This is a genomic window from Amycolatopsis sp. FDAARGOS 1241 (genome assembly GCF_016889705.1).
In the GTDB taxonomy this organism is placed as follows: domain Bacteria; phylum Actinomycetota; class Actinomycetes; order Mycobacteriales; family Pseudonocardiaceae; genus Amycolatopsis.
On record NZ_CP069526.1, the window covers coordinates 8928995 to 8945231 of the forward strand.

A 16237-nucleotide genomic window follows, 5' to 3' on the forward strand; every position below is an offset into this window, starting at 1 on the left:
TCGATGCCGGGTGGGCCGGATCGACGATGGTCGCGGCCACGGCGCTCTCCGAGGCTCGCAGGCATGGGGAAGGACTTCCGAGCGTCGGTGTTCGCGCTGCTGGTCGACGTCGGGGCGCCGGTCGGCGGCTACTACCTGCTGCGGGCGGCCGGTTTGGTGCCGGTGTGGGCACTGCTGCTGAGCGGCCTGCCGCCCGCGCTGCGCGTGCTGTACAGGGCCGTGCGGCGGCGCCGGGTCGACGGGATGGGCCTGTTCGTGCTGGCCATCGTCGCCGTGAGCGTGCTGACCGCGCTGTTCACCGGCGACGCGCGGCTGCTGCTCGTGCGCAATGCGTGGTTCAGCACCCTCGCCGGCTTCTGGCTGCCGGCGAGCCTGTTGTTCGGCCGGCGCCCGGTGACGTACGAGGCGGCCCGCGCGCTCCTGCCGGGCAAGGGCGCCCAGCTCGACGAGGCGTGGGCCGAGCGGCCGGCGTTCCGCCGCGTGTGGCACGTGTGGGGGGTCGGCGGGCTCGCGCACAGCGGCGTGAGCATCGGGATTGCGTACCCGCTGCCGGTCGATGACGTATCCGCGCTGGACACGGTGGTGTCCATCGGGTTCTTCGTGCTGTTGCAGGTCGTGACCCAGGTGCTGCTCGTGCGCGAGGGCACGATCGGCACGCTGTGGCGGCGTCAGCGAGCCGGCGCGAGGTAGAGGTGCTGGGTGCCGGTGCGGGGTGAGTCGACGGTCCATGCGGCCAGCGCCGTCGACGGCGGGGCCCCGCACGTGGTGGCCAGCACGAAGTCGGGCTGGGTCGGCGGCACGGTGTGATCGAAGTTGTGGAAGTTGGCCTCGAGCAGGGCGCGGCCGAGGTCGCTGCTGCGGTCCTTCGTCTCGGTGATGGCCGGGTCGACGGCGCCGCGGTCGGAGAACTCGTCGACCACGTGGCAGTCGCACGCGTACGCCAGCGCGCCCGCGTCGGTGGTGCTCTCGACGGCGCGACCCTTCGCGAGTTCGGCGACCTGCGGACCGATCACCGCGTACTCGTCCGACGCCGCGAGGTTGCCCGTGATCGGGGCGAAGCGGCGCGGCAGGCCGGGTTCGGCGTACACGGCGGCGGCCGCCGCGAGTGCGAGTCCGGCCGCCGTCGCGGCGGCGACGCGTTGCGGGGCCAGGGATTTCGGGATGACGCAACCGCCCGCGACGAGGAAAACAGTGCTGCCGACGATGCCTGGCGCGCACGACCACGGGTAGGCCGTGGTATTGCTGAGCACGAAGTGCACCAACCCGGCAGCGGCGAGCACGGCGAACGGCGTGAGCTTGCCCGCCACGCCGGATTCCCGCCGCCGGCGGGCCGTCCACAAGAGACCCGCGGCGGCGAACGGCAGGGCCAGCAGGGAAACGGCCGTGGCGGTGGGGAAGTCGCGCCAGAGCCGCAGCGGGCTGGTGGGCGCGTCGATGACAACGGTGTCCGGGACGGCCGAGCCGAGCACCACCCAGCTGAACACGAACCACGGCACAGTCACCGCGAGCGCGGCGAACGCCGTGCGCCAGACGCCCGCCCAGAACTCCCGCCGCGCCGCGAACACGACGAGCGCGACCACCAGCAGGTCGACGCGCACGAGCGTGAGCGCTCCCGCGGCGAAGCCGAGCGCGGCGGGCCGCCGTTCGGTCGCGAACACGAGCACCCAGACGGCGACCGCCGCCCCCAGCGCCACCTCGAGGCCGACGGCCGACACCAGCAGCGGGTTGACCAGCAGCGCGGCGAACGCGAGCGGCACGAACGGTCGCGGTACCCCGGCGTGGGCGGCCAGCCGCTTCAGCCCCAGTACGAGCGCCACTTGGCTGCCGACGTACACCACACCGGCCGCCACCACGGCGTTGCGGACGACGACCGTCACGGCCGCCAGGACGAGCACGTGCAGCGGCGAGGTGGCGGTGTTGGCCGTGCTCTGCTCGACGAGCCCCCAGTGGGCGTGGAAGGCGAGGTTGCGAGCGTAGGACAGCGTGGCGTACGCGTCGTCAGTCAGGTGTGCGCTGACCAGCACGAACACCACCGTCGCGCCGGCCGCGACCCCGGCCGGCGCTCCCCACACCCGCCGCACAGCGGCGGGGAGCACGGCGGGATCGCTTCGCATCACGGCACACGGTACACAACAGCCGTGATCGTTTCGTTATCTGGTGGGCAGCCGGGTGAAAATCAGCTTCCGGAACCGATTCCGGTGCCGGTCCCGATGCTCGTACCGCCGGAGCCGAGGCCGCCCTGGCCGAAGCCGGGGGCGCCGCGGAAGTCGCGGTAACCGCCGCCCCGGCTGTCGCGGAAGTGCGAGCTGCCGGGCCGGCCGCCGTGGTACGTGGCGGCCATGACACCGCCCACGATGCCCCCGCCGACGAGCAGGCCGAGCACACCGACGGCGAGCAGCTGCGTCACGCGGTTGCCGACGAAGCGCCGGAATCCACCGGGCTGACGCGGGGGCTGCGGCGCGCCCCACGCTCCGGGCGGCGGCTGCTGCCCGTACGGCGGCTGGGGCGGGATTCCGGACTCCTGTGGACCGGCGGGAGCGTGCTCGGCGCCCGCGTGGGGCACGCTGGGCTGCTGGAACGCGGCTTCCTGCGCGGACTGGGCCGCCGGTTGCTCGGCGCCGGCATGGGAGCGGGTGGTGCCGCGGGCTGCTGCGCGGTCGGTTGCTCGGACCCGGACGACGGGGCCGGCCCGGCCGGCCGCACCCGGTTGAGCCGAAACGTCCTATGCGCTCGGAGCGGGCTGTTCCGGGGTGGCACCGGGTCGTTGCTCCGGTGGGACCTGGTCACTCATGGTGGGTTCCTCAGTACTGGGAACGGGCGGCCTGCCCGGCCCCCCGTCTTGAGGATGGCCCCGGTTTCTGTGCGCAGCCTGATACGCAGCTGTCTGAATTCGCGCTGTGTTCACAGGTGCCGGACTCACAGGTAGAACGACAGGAACAGCGTCACGACCCAGGTGAGGCCGAGGACCTGGAGCACGCGGTCGCGCAGGGCGATCTCGTCGGGGGCGCCCGCGTTGCCGCCGTCGACGTCGACCGCGTAGCGCAGCACGGCGATCACGAACGGCACCATCGAGACCACGGCCCACAGCGAATCGTGCTCGGCCTGGCGGATCTCGAACGCCCACAGGCAGTACGACATGATCAGGATCGCCGCCGACGTCGCCCACACGAAGCGCAGGTAACTCGCCGAGTACTTCTTCAGCGACGAGCGGATCTTCGCGCCCGTGCGTTCGAACAGCATGATCTCCGCGTAGCGCTTGCCCGCCACCATGAACAGCGAGCCGAACGCCGTGACCAGCAGGAACCACTGCGACATCGCGATGCCGCCCGCGACACCACCGGCGATCGAGCGCATCAGGAACCCCGAGCCGACGATCGCGAGGTCCACCACCGGCTGGTGTTTCAGACCGAAGCAGTAGCCCAGCTGCACCGCTTCGTACACGGCGAGCACCACGGCCAGGTGCCAGCTCGCCGTGAACGACACGGCGAGCCCGGCCAGCAAGAACACCACCGCGGCGCCGTAGGCGACCGGGACCGGCACGATGCCGGCCGCGATGGGCCGGTTGCGCTTGGTCGGGTGGGCCCGGTCGGCGTCGACGTCGACGGCGTCGTTGATGAGGTAGACCGACGAGGCGGTGAGCGAGAACGCCACGAACGCGATCACCGCGTCGATGACCAGCTCGGTGCGGTTCGTCGCCTTCGAGAACGCGAAGAACGGCGCCGCGAACACCAGCACGTTCTTCACCCACTGCTTCGGGCGGGCGGTCTTGACCACGCCCAGCAGCAGCGCCACCGGGTTCGTGCTGCCGGCGGCCGGGGCGGCGGGCTCGGCGTTGTCGGCCGGCGCCTGCGCCTTCTCCGCTGGGTCGGCAGCCACCGGCTCAGCCGAGGCCGGATCGGCCGCGGCTGATTCGGCTTCGGCTTGCGACGCTTCGTCCGCGGCTGCCGACGATGCGTCGTCGGTCGCCTTCTCGGTGCGCTCGTCGGTCGTTTCGCTCATCGTCTCTTCAGCTTCCGTCGGATCAGACCACCGACGAGGCCTCCCAGGGCCGCACCGGCCAGTACGTCGGTCGGATAGTGGACGCCGAGCAGCAGCCGCGAGGCCAGCATCGGCGGTACGAGGGCGGGAACCAGGTTACGCCCGGTCAATCCGGAGTAGAGCACCGCCGCCGCCGTCGTGGACGTCGCGTGCGAGGACGGGAAGCTCAGCTTGCTCGGGGTGCCCACCAGGACCTCGACGCTCGGGTGGTCCGGACGACGCCGCCTGACCACGCGCTTCACCGCGATCGAGGCGGCGTGCGCGCCGACCACACCGGCCGACGCGACGAGCCAGTCCTTGCGCCGCGGCTTGTCCACCGCGGCGCCGAGCAGGCCCAGCGCGAACCAGCCCGCGCTGTGCTCGCCGAACAGCGACATCCCGCGAGCTACCTGCACCGTGCCCGGCATTTTCAGGAAGCCCTGGGCCTTCGACAGGACCGCGACCTCACCACTCGGGTCGGCCGCGGGCAGCACGACGGGAGTTTCGGCCTCGGCCGCACCCGCGCGCTCCTCAAGCATCGATCGACCCGTCGAGGGGCTTGCCCTCGGTGAGGTGCGGCGCGATCTTGTTGTCGAACATCGACAGCGCCGAGCCGATCGCCATGTGCATGTCGAGGTACTTGTACGTGCCGAGGCGGCCGCCGAACAGCACGTTCTTCTCGCGCGCCTCGGCCTTGGCCAGCTCGCGGTAGGCCTCGAGCTTCTCGCGGTTCTCCGGCGTGTTGATCGGGTAGTACGGCTCGTCGTTCTCCTTGGCGAAGCGGGAGAACTCCCGGAAGATGACCGTCTTGTCCTTCGGGTAGTCCCGCTCCGGGTGGAAGTGGCGGAACTCGATGATGCGGGTGTAGGGCACTTCCTGGTCGTTGTAGTTGACGACCGAGGTGCCCTGGAAGTCACCGGTTTCCGCGACCTCGGACTCGAAGTCGACGGTGCGCCAGGTGAACTTGCCCGCCGAGTAGTCGAAGTAGCGGTCCAGCGGCCCGGTGTAGACGGTCGGGGTGCCCGCGGGGATGTGCTCGCGCACGTCGAAGTAGTCGACGTTCAGCCGGATCTCGATGTTCTCGTGCTCGGCCATCTTCTCGAGCCACGCGGTGTACCCGTTGACGGGCAAGCCCTCGTAGGTGTCGTTGAAATACCGGTTGTCGAACGTGTAGCGGACCGGCAGGCGCGTGATGATGTTGGCGCCCAGGTTCTTGGGGTCGTTCTCCCACTGCTTCGCGGTGTACCCGCGGATGAACGCTTCGTAGAGGGGACGGCCGATCAGCGAGATCGCCTTCTCCTCAAGGTTCTGGGCGGCGTCGGTCTCGAATTCCGAGGCCTGCTTGGCGATGAGCTCGCGGGCCTCGTCCGGGGTGTGCGACTTGCCGAAGAACTGATTGATCAGGCCCAGGTTCATCGGGAACGAGTAGACCTGGTCCTTCACCTTGGCGAACACCCGGTGCTGGTAGCCGGTGAACTCGGTGAAGCGGTTGACGTACTCCCACACGCGCTTGTTCGAGGTGTGGAACAGGTGCGCGCCGTACTTGTGCACCTCGATGCCGGTCTCCGGATCGGGCTCGGAGTAGGCGTTGCCGCCGATGTGGCTCCGGCGCTCGAGCACCAGCACCTTCTTGCCGAGCTCGGCCGCGGCCCGCTCGGCGACGGTCAGCCCGAAGAAACCGGACCCGACGATGACGAGGTCGTAACCGGCGAACTCGTGTTCAGTAATCTTGGCGGGGTTCGTGTGCTCGCTCACGGGCGCCCAGGGTACGCAGTCTCACAGCCGCTGCCCGAACCGACCTCGGCAACCGCCGGACGTACCGCCTCCGACCTACGTGAGAAGCATGCCTGCACCGGAAGACTTTGGGAGCTACTTGGTCGCGGTCGTCACCTACCTGGCCGTGCTGGCGGTACCGGGCGGCCTCCTGGGCTGGGCGTCCGGCGTGCGCGGCTGGGCGCTGGCGGGTCTCGCACCCCTGCTCAGCTACACCGTGGCGGGGCTGGCCGGGCCGTGGCTGGCGATCGCCGGGCTCCCGTACAACGTTTTTTCAGCGGCCGTGTCCACGGTCGTGTTCGCCGCCGTCGTGGCCGGCGTCCGGCGGCTGCTGGTGGGCCGCGGGTGGCTGACGCCGGGCGCGGAGGAGCCTCCGGTCGAGTGGAGCAAGCGGGCGCACTGGGCCGTCGCCGGGTGCGTGGTGGTGGCCGTCGGACTATCGATCGCGGTGGTCCTGTCGGCGCGCGGCGGCACGACGGTCGTGTTCCAGCGCTGGGACACGGTGTTCCACGCGAACGGCATCCGCTACATCGCCGACACGGGCGACGGTTCCCTGACGGGCATGGGGACCATCAACTGGTACCCGGACGGCTCCTTCTACCCCAACGCGTACCACCTGGTCGGCGCGCTGGTGTACCAGATTTCCGGCACGAGCATCCCGGTCACGCTCAACGCCATCACGATGCCGGTCGCGGGCATCTTCGCGCTGTCGATGGTGGCGCTGATCCGCCAGCTCGGCGGGCGCGCCGTGTACGCGGGCTGCACGGCGCTGGTCGCGGCAGGCGCCACGACAGGCGCGTACGAGTCCGTGTCGAGCGGCCTGCTGCCGTACGCGCTGGGCATCGTGCTGACTCCGCTGGCCGCGGTGGCGCTGCAGCGCTTCCTCGTACGGCCGGGCTTCGACACGGGGCTGATCCTGGCGCTCACGGCCGACGGGCTGCTCGCGGCGCACTCGAGCGCGCTGTTCGGCGCGGTGCTGTTCGCGCTGCCGCTGGTGGTGCAGCGCTGGTACCGGTCGCTGCGGCGCAAGCGGCTCGACGGCGTCGCCGAGGGCACCGCCGCGTGGCGGGTGATCCTGGGCGACGTGCTGCGGATGTTGCCGGTGCTCGTGGTCAGCGGGGTGCTGGCCGCGCCACAGATCCTCGGTGCGATCGGCTTCACGTCGGGGTCGTACCCGTACTACTCGTGGAACTCCAACCTGCCGATCCCGCTGGCGCTGAAGCTGCTCGTCACGTTCCAGCAGGTGCTGAGCCGGCCGCAGATCTGGCTGACCGTGCTGCTGGCGCTGGGCACGCTGATGTTCTTCACGCTGAAGAGGATGCGCTGGGTGCTGCTGTCGGCGATCGGGCTGTCGGGGTTCTTCGTGCTGGTGACCTGCTACGGCTACCTGCCGTGGGTGGTGTCGCTGTCGCGGCCGTGGTGGAACGACCGCTACCGACTGATGGCGCTGGCCGCGATCCCGCTGTGCCTGCTCGCCGGCCACGGCATGGCGGAGCTGCAGCGCTGGATCGCGCGGCTCGCGCAGAACGGCTCGTGGGTGCGTTCGCGCCCGCGCGTGCTGGCACGGCTGGGTGTCGTGACGGCCGTGGTCGTGGTCGCGGCGATGGCGGTGCTGACGGGCGGCTTCTACCGCAACGCGAACGCGACGGCCGTGTCATACCTGTACTACAACGGCCCCGAGGGCGAGGTGACGCCGCCGGTGAGCGCAGACGAGATCACCGCGATGGAGCACCTCGGGACGATGGGGATCCCGGCGCGGGAAAAGGTGCTGAACGACCGCATGGACGGCACCGCGTGGATGTACGCCATCGCCGGCGTGCACCCCGTGGCCGGCCACTACGACGGTGGCGGCCGCGTCGACCCGGACGCGGTGTACCTGGCGCTGCACTTCCGGGACTACGACACGGATCCCCGGGTCCGCGACGCCGTGCACCGGCTGGACGTCCACCACGTGCTGGTGGGCAGCGGGACCATCCGCAAGGACACACCCATCGCCCCGGGCCTGCAACGGCTCGACGGCCTGGACTTCCTGCGCCTCGACTACCGCAACCCCGGAGCGGCGATCTACACGATCGTGAAGTGACCGTCTTGGCGGTGACCTTCTGCGGCAACCGCGGCCGGAACCTCGCAGCCGCGGCTGCCCCTGCCGCGACCACGAGGACCTCCCGTCCCCCAGCACCCCCGGGGTGCTGCACTCCGGCTGAGAAGTGCGGCCCGCTCACGCGGGCCGTCTCCCCCTCTTCTCACCTGGCTTGACGCCCGGATCGGGAAAACGGTTTCCCGACGGGAGTGATGTCACCTGATCGGCGTAAGCGCTAGTGCTCCGCGAGCGTCGGCAGCACCTGTTCCACGACCTGTTCCAGCACGGACTCGTGGCCCTCGTACGGCCCGCTGGAGCGGGGCCAGTGCGCGACGACGTCGGTGAACCCCAGCTCGCGCGAGCGGTCCACGGCCTCGCGGAAGGCGTCGACGCTGCTGAGGGAAAAGACGGGCGCCGCGTCGAGGCTGAGGTAGCGGTGGACGGTGGCCGGGTCGCGGCCGGCGGCGTCGAGGCGTTCGTCGAAGGTGCGCGACAGCGCGGCGACGCCGGACCACCACTCGTCCTGCGTCGCCCCGCCACGACCGGTGGTGGCCCAGCCGGCACCGAAGCGGGCGGCCAGCGTCATGGTGCGCGGGCCGTTGGCCGCGACGACGAACGGCAGGCGCGGCCGCTGGACGGTGCCGGGCAGGTTGCGGGCGCCGTGGGCCTGGTAGTGCTCGCCGGCGAAGTCGAAGCGGTCGGTCATCAGCAGGCCGTCGAGGGACTCCACGAACTCGGCGAAACGGTCGGCGCGCTGCCGGGGCGTGAGCTCGGCGGCGCCGAGGACCTGGACGTCGTAGCTCTTCGCGTCGACGCCGGCCCCGACGCCGAGGATGAAGCGGCCGTCGGACACGTCGTCGAGGGTGATCAGCTCGCGCGCGAACGGCACCGGGTGCCGCGCCACCGGCGAGGCGACGAACGTACCCAGCCGGATTCTCGACGTGACGATCGCGGCCGCGGTGAGGGTGGGCACGGCGGAGAACCACGGGCCGCCGACCAGGGATTTCCAGCCCAGGTGGTCGTAGGTCCACGCGTGGTCGAACCCGTACTCCTCGGCGGCCCGCCACTTGGGTTCGGCCGCCCACCAACGATCTTCCGGAAGGATCACGATGCCTGCTCGCACGAAGGTGGACGCTATCGCCAACCACCGACATTCGCTCGAACGGGCGGTGTGCGTGCCCGGTTCGGGGACAATGGCGACGTGGAAAAGCCCCGCTTGATCGCCTCGGACGTCGACGGCACCCTGGTCGGCCCCTCCGAAACCCCCTCCGAACGCACGATCGAAGTCGTGCGCCGGGTGCGCGCCGCCGGCGTCCCGTTCGTCCTGTGCACCGGCCGGCCGCCGCGCTGGATCCCGCCGATCGCCCGTCCGCTGGCCCTGAGCGGCTACGCGGTCTGCGCGAACGGCGCCGTGCTGCTGGACGTCGCGTCCGAAGAGGTGGTGGCCGTGCACGGGGCGCTCTCGCCCGAACTGCTGCACGACCTGGTGGGGGCACTGGACAAGGCGCTGCCGGGCTGCCGGTTGGCTGCCGAGCGCATCACCGCGGACGTCCGCGCCTTCGTCATCGAACCGGACTACCGCAACCCCTGGGGCGACGGCGAAGGCCGCACCGTGCCGCGTGCCGAGGTGCTCGGCCACTCGGCGATCAAGCTGCTGATCAGCCACCGCGGTATGAACTCGGAGGAGATGGCGCAGGCCGCGCGCGCCGTGCTGGACGGGGCGGTGGACATCACCTACTCGTCCTCGGGCGGGTTGATCGAGCTGTCCGCCCACGGCATCACGAAGGCGACGGGTCTCGCCGACGTCGCCGAGCGGTTCGCCGTGCCGGCCGAGCGGGTCATCGCCTTCGGCGACATGCCGAACGACGTGGAGATGCTCCAGTGGGCGGGCCACGGCGTCGCCATGGCGAACGGCCACAAGGCCGTGCGGGCGATCGCGGACGAGGTGACCGGCCCGGCCGCCGAGGACGGTGTCGCGCAGGTCCTGGAGCGCTGGTTCTAGACGCTCGACAAGCGTTCCGGCGCAAGGTGGTGCTGTGCGCGGTCGTCATCCTGATCGCCGCGGTCACCCAGGAACCGGCGCTCCTGCCGGCTGCGCTGTACCGCGCTGCTCACGATCCCGCCGAAGTGGCCGTCGGCGGCGCGTCGGCCGGCTCCGCCCGACGCGCTGACCGAGGGGTTTTCGCTGCTCCCCGCTTCGGCCGCGGACAGCAACCGAGCACCACGGCCACCAGCGTGCAGAACAGCGCGATGACCTGGTGCTTCACGTTCTCGATCCCGTCCCCCAGCGCCGCCAGGACGAACTGGCCCAGGGCGGTCGTCAGGAGCAGCGCGAGCGCCACCCCCAGGGCCGCCCGCCGGTGACGCCACGAGCGCCACCCGATGAACGACCACACCGGGATCAAGGCGAACAGGCCGAGCGGCGCCAGCAGCCGCGTGAGGCTGGACCACACCGGCACGCGGTACTCCTGCGCGCCCGGCGGTTGGCCGGAGGTGGAGTCGAATGAGGCCAGGTAGTCGGGCCGGGCCGTCAGCAGGTCGCCGGCGGCGCGGTGGAGGATCGCGAGCGTCCGGGCCGGGTGGGTGGCGAACCAGGTGGCCACGTTGCGGCGGCTCAGCTGGGCGCGGTACTGCGCGTAAGCCGGGTCGAGGGTGACCGGGTGCGGGTGCCACCAGCCGTTGCCCGCGTACTGGGCGAAGGACGCCGGCAGGCCCAGCGAGGCCAGATCCGCCGCGGAGTCGTGCTGTCCGTCGACGATGTTCAGGAACACCGTGTTCACGACGTTGATCTCGCGGGAGTCATCGCCGGGGCGGGCCGAGATCGTGCCGTCCGGGGCGGGAGCCGGGGCGACGGACGTCTGGGCCCACCAGGTGCCACCGGCCAGGACCACGAGGAGGCACAGGCCGGGCAACCACCGCGAACGCACGCCGGGGCGGACGAGCAGCACCGCGACGATCAGCAGCGGCAAGATCATCAAGGTCTGGACCTTGGCGTTCACCGCCAGCAAGCCCCCGGCCGCGGTCACGGCCAAGCCCGCGTAGCACCACGACCCCGGGCGGGCGATGAGCAACACGCCGCCGACGCACAGCAACAGGCCCAGAAAGGCCGTGCTCTCACCGAGGATCGACGAAAAGTAGCCGAAGAACGCCGAATCGGCGACCACCAGCAGCAGCCCCGCGCCCACCAGCGCACGGACGCGGAACCCGTACGGCAACCCCACGACCACCAACGCGACGGCCGAAGCCGCGACGACGCAGCCGAGAACTCCCAGCACCACCAGGCTGAGCGCGGAGTGCAGCCCGAACGCGTCGCCGAGCCACACCGCCAAGCGCGCGAGCCAGCTCTGGCTCAGCTGGTACGTCGGCGAGCACCCTTCCGGCGTAGCGGCGTACAGCAGTTGTGTGTGGGGCAACGGTTTGCTGGCCCACGTGATCCCCGCGCCGCACAGGACCCGGAAGCCGTCGCCGTTGTCGGACAGCGAAACGGGGCGTGGCACGAGGAACCGCACCAGCAGCAAGGCCAGCGCCACACCGAAGACGCCGAACCCGACAGCCGGTGACCGTCTCATGCCGGGCACGATACGTACTGGAAGTCCGGTGACCGATCGAGGTAATCGATGAGCAAGGTCGCTTCGTCGGCCCGCGGGTACACGGCGATCCAGAACGGCGTTCCGGTGCGCCTGAACGTCGCGACGCGGTAAAAGGCCAGGTCGTTGCCGCAATGCTGGGTCTTGGCATAGCCGTCGTCCTCGGGCACGGTGAGCGTCGCGCGGCGCAGATCGGTGCCGAACACCAGCAACCGCGAACCCGCGCGGCTCGCGATGGCCCCCGGCGCCGCGGCGCTCACGACGGAACCCGGCGGCAGGTACGCGGCCAGCCACTCGCCGACCTCCGCGAGCTGCGCGCTGTCCTGGTGCCAGGCCCGCACGCTCGTCAGGACGTCCGGGCTCACCACCGAGACGAGCACCGCGAAGCCCGTGAACACGGCCGCCACCACGGGCACGAGCCGCGACACCGTGCGCGGCTCAGGTGAAGGATTGGCGGCCGTCAGCACGCCGTGCGCACCGGCGGAAGCCACGGCCAGCAGCGGCGGCACGGGTACGAGCAGCCGCCACGACGGGCCGGTGTCGCCGTCGAGCACCACGACGAAAACCGTGAAGCACAAGGCAAGCGTGAAGAGCAACCACAGCGCCGACCGCGCGTCCGCGGCGCGCCCAGGGGTCCGGATGAGGCTCAGCGTCACCACCGCGGCCACGCCGAGCGCGAGGAAACCCAGGTGGGCCAGGGAAAAGCCGGTGAGGTACCGCCAGTCGGGGCCCAGCACGCGCACGGCGGAGCCGGGCAGGAAGTGGTGGTAGTAGGTGACGCGCCAGGCCGTCCACGGCACGAGGAACACCAGCGCCCCGAGCACGTACCCCGCCGGCGCCCACCAGTTGTGGCGCCCGCGTGCGGCCGCCACAACCAGCCACCCGCCCACGACCAAGGCGAGCACGAGTCCCTCGGGCCGCGTCATCACCGCGGCCGCCACGAGCACTCCCGCCACGACGGCGCGGCGCGCGACATACGCGTAGACCACGGCCAGCACCAACAGCACGAACATCGGCAGCTCGGTGCCCGAAGGCCCGTACACGGCGAGACCGCTCGCCCCCGCCGTCAGCACGGCCGCCGCGACGCCCACCGCGGGCTGCGGCCCGGCGCCGTCCGGCAGCGCGAGCCGGGTGATCCGGTTGGCCAGGAAGTACGCGAGCAGCACGCAGCCCAGCGCCGCGGCGACGCCGAGCACCACCCCGGAGGTTTGGACGTCCGCGCCGAACGCGGCGCGCGGCAGGGCGATCACCACGAGCCAGAGGAAGTTCGCGTAACCCTCGTCCCGGTCACCGGGGTTGAACACGGCACCGGCGCCGTCGACGATGTTCTGCGCGTAGCGGAAGGTGACGAGCGCGTCTTCGGTCACGGTGGCGAACAACAGCTGGTGCACCAGAGAAAACGCGAGCACGAGCACCACGACGAAGCTGCGCCAGGCGCGGTCGGCCGCGATCTTCTGCCAGGTCGCGACGACCAGTGCGCCGAGCACCAGCCAGCCCCCCACGACCGCGTAGACCACGCGACCCCCCGCCTCCAGCCCCCAACGGTCCCCACCGGCCGTCGCGGTGAATCCTCACGACGAATTCTCGCTTTCGGGTGAGTGATTCGCCGGAATGTCGGCGCCTCACTTCACAGGGTCCAGTCAATCGCTTCACTACGCTTCCCGGACATAAGCCGTTCGGGTGTATGTGGAGCCCGCTAATCTGTGCTCCCGATTCCGATCCGCCACCCGGGGGCACCGAGCGGACCCGTCACAGCCGAGGATGTCTGTTGCCGAGCGAACCCACGATGCTGTCCGATGTGGCGAGTCTCGCCGTCTGCCTGCTCGTGCTCGGCCTGCCTGGTCTGGTCACGGGCCTCGCCGCGGGCCTGAGGGGCTGGCTGCTCGCCGGGCTCACCCCGCTGTCGAGCTACGCGATCGGCGGCCTCGCCGGGCCGTGGACCGCCGCGGTGGGCTTGCCGTACAACACGCTGACCTACGCCGTGACCACTGTGGTTTTCGTGGCTGTCGCGTTCGGACTGCGGCGGCTCACGCTGCGCCGCCAGCCGCCCGCCGACGAGCTTCGCGGGTGGTCGCCGCGCGGGCACTGGGCCGTCGCCGCGTGCCTGCTGCTGGCCACCGCGCTCGGGTTCTACGCGGCCGTGCGCGGGATGGGCCACCTCGGCGCGATCGCGCAAGGCGGCGACGCGCCGTACGCGGCCAACGGCGTGCGCTACATCGCCACGACCGGTGACGGCAGCCTGTTCGGGATGGGCACGCTGAACTGGTACGGCGACGGGAAGCCGCCCTTCTACCCCAATGCCTACCACCTGCTCGCGGCGATCCAGTACTCCCTGACCGGCGAAACGTCGATCCCGCTGACCCTCGACGTGAACACCGCGCTGCTGCCCGGCCTGCTGGCTCTGTCGCTGGTCGTGCTGGTGCGCGAGTTCCGCGGCCGCGCGGTACTCGCCGGCGCGGTGGCGCTCGCGTCGGCGGCGCCGGTGATGAGCACGTACGAGTCGATGAGCCGCGGGCCGCTGTACCCGTTCCTGCTCGGGCTGGCTTTGACGCCGCTCGCCGCCGTGGTGCTGCGCCGCTACCTCGATCGCGTCGCGCCGGACACCGGGTTCGTGCTGGTCGTGAGTGCCGTCGGGCTGCTGTGCATCCACTCCTCGACGCTGTTCGGCGCGATCCTGTTCGCCGGGCCGCTGCTGGTGCAGCGCTGGTTCTCACCAGGTCGGCGCCGGCGGCGCTTCGGGCACGATTTGCTGGCGCTGCTGCCGATCGCGGTGGTGTCCGTGCTGGTCGCGTGGCTGCAATTGTTCGGCGCACTGGGGCTGGCCAGCGGGAACCTGCCCTACCTGGGCTGGCCGAGCGAGTATCGCGCGACCACGGCCATCGGCGCACTGCTCGGGTTCCAGCACTTCGAGCCGCACCCGCAGCTCTGGCTGGCCGCCGCGCTGCTGCTGGGTTTCGTCTTCTTCCGCCGGCTCGGCGACCTGCGGTGGATCGGCCTGACGGCGCTGATCACCGGCCTCGCGTACGCCGCCGTGGCGTCGTCCAACTCACCGCTGGTGATGGCGTTCTCGCGACCGTGGTGGGACGACCCGTACCGGTTCATCTCGATGGCGATCGTGCCGCTGGCGTTCATCGCGGGGCACGGAATCGCGTCGCTGCAGGCGTGGCTCAGCGAGCACCTGCCGCCGCGCGCGCCCGCGGCCATCCTGGCGGCGATCGTCCTGCTGGGCTTCGCAGGCGTCACGAAGGGGCTCTACGCCGGGACCAACGGCGATCGCGTCGCGCCCGGCTACCGGTCGGCCAATCCGCACGACCAGAACATCACGCCGGACGAAGAAGCCGCGATGGTCGAGCTGGGCCACCTGGCGAAGCCCGGCGAATGGGCCATGAACGACCGGCTGGACGGAACGGTCTGGACGTATGCCCTGACGGGCGTGCGCACGGTCGCCGCCCACGACGACGGCACCGCTCCCCCGTCGGACGCGCTGCTGCTGGCTCGGCACTTCAAGGAGTACGCGACGGACCCGCAGGTCCGCGCCGCGGTCCAGCGCCTGAACATCCACTGGGTCATCCTGGGGCGGCCGATGGCGCCGCCGCACCCGCAGTACTCGTCCCCCGGGCTGGTGGGGCTGGACGGGTTGCCGTTCCTGCGGCAGGTGTACCGCAACCCGGACGCGGTGATCTACCGGTTCACGGGCTGAGGCTCACGCTCTCCGGGCGGGCGGGTTTTTCAGATGGCCCACAGTGCGAGGTGTGAACCTCAGGCGGTGGCGACCTGACGGCGCTTGGCCAGCCAAGCCGTCCCGGCGGCTCCACCAGCCGTGATCAAGTCCGCGACCGTGAACATCACGCGCGAGGCCACGGCGAACGCCGTCGCCTGGCCGACGGTGAGGCCGCTGGCTGTCAGGACCGCGACCTGCGCGACCTCGCGGACACCGAGGCCGCTCGGGAGGATGAAGGCGAAGGTGCCGACGGTCATCGCGACGGCCATGGCGCCGACGCACAGGATGAAACCGCTGAAGCCGGGGGCGCCGACGGAGTTGGCCAGCAACCACAGGTGCACACCCTGCAAGACCCAGGCCAGAGTGGACGCGCCTAAGGTCTTGAGCACAACCCCCCAGGTCAAGGGGCGTTCGAGGGGCGGGCGGCGCAGGATCTTCAGGATCAGCGACGTGCCCCAGGTCAGCACGCGCGGGTGCAACAGCGCCAAGCCGACGGGGATCAGCACGAACAGCCACATCGCGCGCGGGCTGTTGCTGAAGACGGCCGGTGCGGCCAGCAAGGACACGACCAGGGCCGACACCACGCCGACGCCCAGCTGGATCAACGAGCCGGTGAAGATGCGCGCGCGGGCGAGGCCGGCCTTGCGGCCGAGTTCCATCTGCAGCAGGTACGCCCACACCGAGCCGGGCACGTACTTGCCGAGCGAGCCGACCAGGCAGATCTGGGCGCCGCGGATGTAGCCGATGGGCTTGCCGAGGTCGTCGACCATGACCTGCCAGCCCCAGGTCGAGACCATGATGGAGACGACCAGCGCGGCGACGCTCAGCACCGACGACTGCCACGCGACGTCCGACAGCGTGTGCCAGAACTCGGTCCAGTTGTCGGTGAGCGCCTTGGCCGCGAAGGCGACCACCAGGAGGATCGCGAGCCAGCGGACGGCGTCGAGGATCTTCGCCTTGCGGGACTTGGCCGGCTTCGGCGGCTGGGCAGGCGCCGGCAAGTCGTCCTCAGACGTGCGAACGGTCGTCACTGACCAGTCTCCTCATCAACGGCAGCAC

13 protein-coding genes are annotated in these 16237 nt (G+C 71.0%); 4 read left to right on the top strand and 9 right to left on the bottom strand.

Annotated elements, in window-relative coordinates:
* Positions 1–63 precede the first annotated feature (63 nt).
* Entirely contained in the window at positions 64–690 is a 627-nt protein-coding gene (locus I6J71_RS43360; protein ID WP_204092152.1) for a VC0807 family protein, read from the top strand.
* Here the strand turns inward: I6J71_RS43360 and I6J71_RS43365 are convergent.
* From I6J71_RS43365 to glf, 5 genes are all read right to left on the bottom strand, one after another.
* A complete protein-coding gene (locus I6J71_RS43365) occupies positions 669–2114 on the bottom strand; it encodes a hypothetical protein (RefSeq protein WP_204092153.1) in 1446 nt (481 codons plus the stop codon). The two genes, I6J71_RS43360 and I6J71_RS43365, sit on opposite strands and share 22 nt — an antisense overlap.
* 62 nt (positions 2115–2176) lie before the next feature.
* Positions 2177–2563: a hypothetical protein gene (locus I6J71_RS43370; protein WP_204092154.1), complete on the bottom strand. Its 387-nt coding sequence runs from the start codon at positions 2561–2563 to the stop codon at positions 2177–2179.
* 353 nt (positions 2564–2916) lie between these two features.
* Complete coding sequence (locus I6J71_RS43375) at positions 2917–3999, bottom strand: decaprenyl-phosphate phosphoribosyltransferase (RefSeq protein WP_239154240.1); 1083 nt, start codon at positions 3997–3999, stop codon at positions 2917–2919.
* Positions 3996–4445, bottom strand: a complete 450-nt coding sequence (locus tag I6J71_RS43380) for a phosphatase PAP2 family protein (RefSeq protein ID WP_239155587.1) — start codon at positions 4443–4445, stop codon at positions 3996–3998. Before I6J71_RS43380 ends, I6J71_RS43375 begins: the two co-directional genes overlap by 4 nt.
* A 103-nt stretch (positions 4446–4548) precedes the next feature.
* Positions 4549–5772 carry a UDP-galactopyranose mutase gene (glf, locus tag I6J71_RS43385; RefSeq protein WP_204092155.1) on the bottom strand — a complete coding sequence of 408 codons (1224 nt, stop codon included), beginning with the start codon at positions 5770–5772 and terminating at the stop codon, positions 4549–4551.
* A gap of 88 nt (positions 5773–5860) precedes the next feature.
* Here glf and I6J71_RS43390 point away from each other — a divergent pair, with 88 nt between their 5' ends.
* Positions 5861–7873 (top strand): DUF6541 family protein, encoded by a 2013-nt coding sequence (locus I6J71_RS43390; RefSeq protein WP_204092156.1) that lies wholly within the window; start codon positions 5861–5863, stop codon positions 7871–7873.
* Between the two features lie 232 nt (positions 7874–8105).
* Here the strand turns inward: I6J71_RS43390 and I6J71_RS43395 are convergent, their stop codons facing one another.
* Positions 8106–8993, bottom strand: a complete 888-nt coding sequence (locus I6J71_RS43395; protein WP_204092157.1) for an LLM class flavin-dependent oxidoreductase — start codon at positions 8991–8993, stop codon at positions 8106–8108.
* 93 nt (positions 8994–9086) lie between these two features.
* Here I6J71_RS43395 and I6J71_RS43400 point away from each other — a divergent pair, with 93 nt between their 5' ends.
* Complete coding sequence (locus I6J71_RS43400; RefSeq protein ID WP_204097544.1) at positions 9087–9872, top strand: HAD family hydrolase; 786 nt, start codon at positions 9087–9089, stop codon at positions 9870–9872.
* Between the two features lie 109 nt (positions 9873–9981).
* On the opposite strand, the gene I6J71_RS43405 is transcribed toward I6J71_RS43400, so the two are convergent.
* Both I6J71_RS43405 and I6J71_RS43410 read right to left on the bottom strand, forming a co-directional pair.
* Positions 9982–11439 carry a hypothetical protein gene (locus I6J71_RS43405; protein WP_239154241.1) on the bottom strand — a complete coding sequence of 486 codons (1458 nt, stop codon included), beginning with the start codon at positions 11437–11439 and terminating at the stop codon, positions 9982–9984.
* Positions 11436–12974, bottom strand: coding sequence for a hypothetical protein (locus I6J71_RS43410; protein ID WP_204092158.1), 1539 nt, complete (start codon positions 12972–12974; stop codon positions 11436–11438). The genes I6J71_RS43405 and I6J71_RS43410 overlap by 4 nt, the downstream gene beginning before the upstream one ends.
* A gap of 251 nt (positions 12975–13225) precedes the next feature.
* Between I6J71_RS43410 and I6J71_RS43415 the strand changes: the two genes are divergently transcribed.
* Positions 13226–15157 carry a DUF6541 family protein gene (locus tag I6J71_RS43415; RefSeq protein WP_370542052.1) on the top strand — a complete coding sequence of 644 codons (1932 nt, stop codon included), beginning with the start codon at positions 13226–13228 and terminating at the stop codon, positions 15155–15157.
* 59 nt (positions 15158–15216) lie between these two features.
* Here the strand turns inward: I6J71_RS43415 and I6J71_RS43420 are convergent, their stop codons facing one another.
* The gene (locus I6J71_RS43420; RefSeq protein ID WP_204092159.1) at positions 15217–16209 is read right to left on the bottom strand and encodes a lysylphosphatidylglycerol synthase transmembrane domain-containing protein; all 993 of its coding nucleotides are present in this window, start codon (positions 16207–16209) and stop codon (positions 15217–15219) included.
* Between the last annotated feature and the right edge of the window lie 28 nt (positions 16210–16237).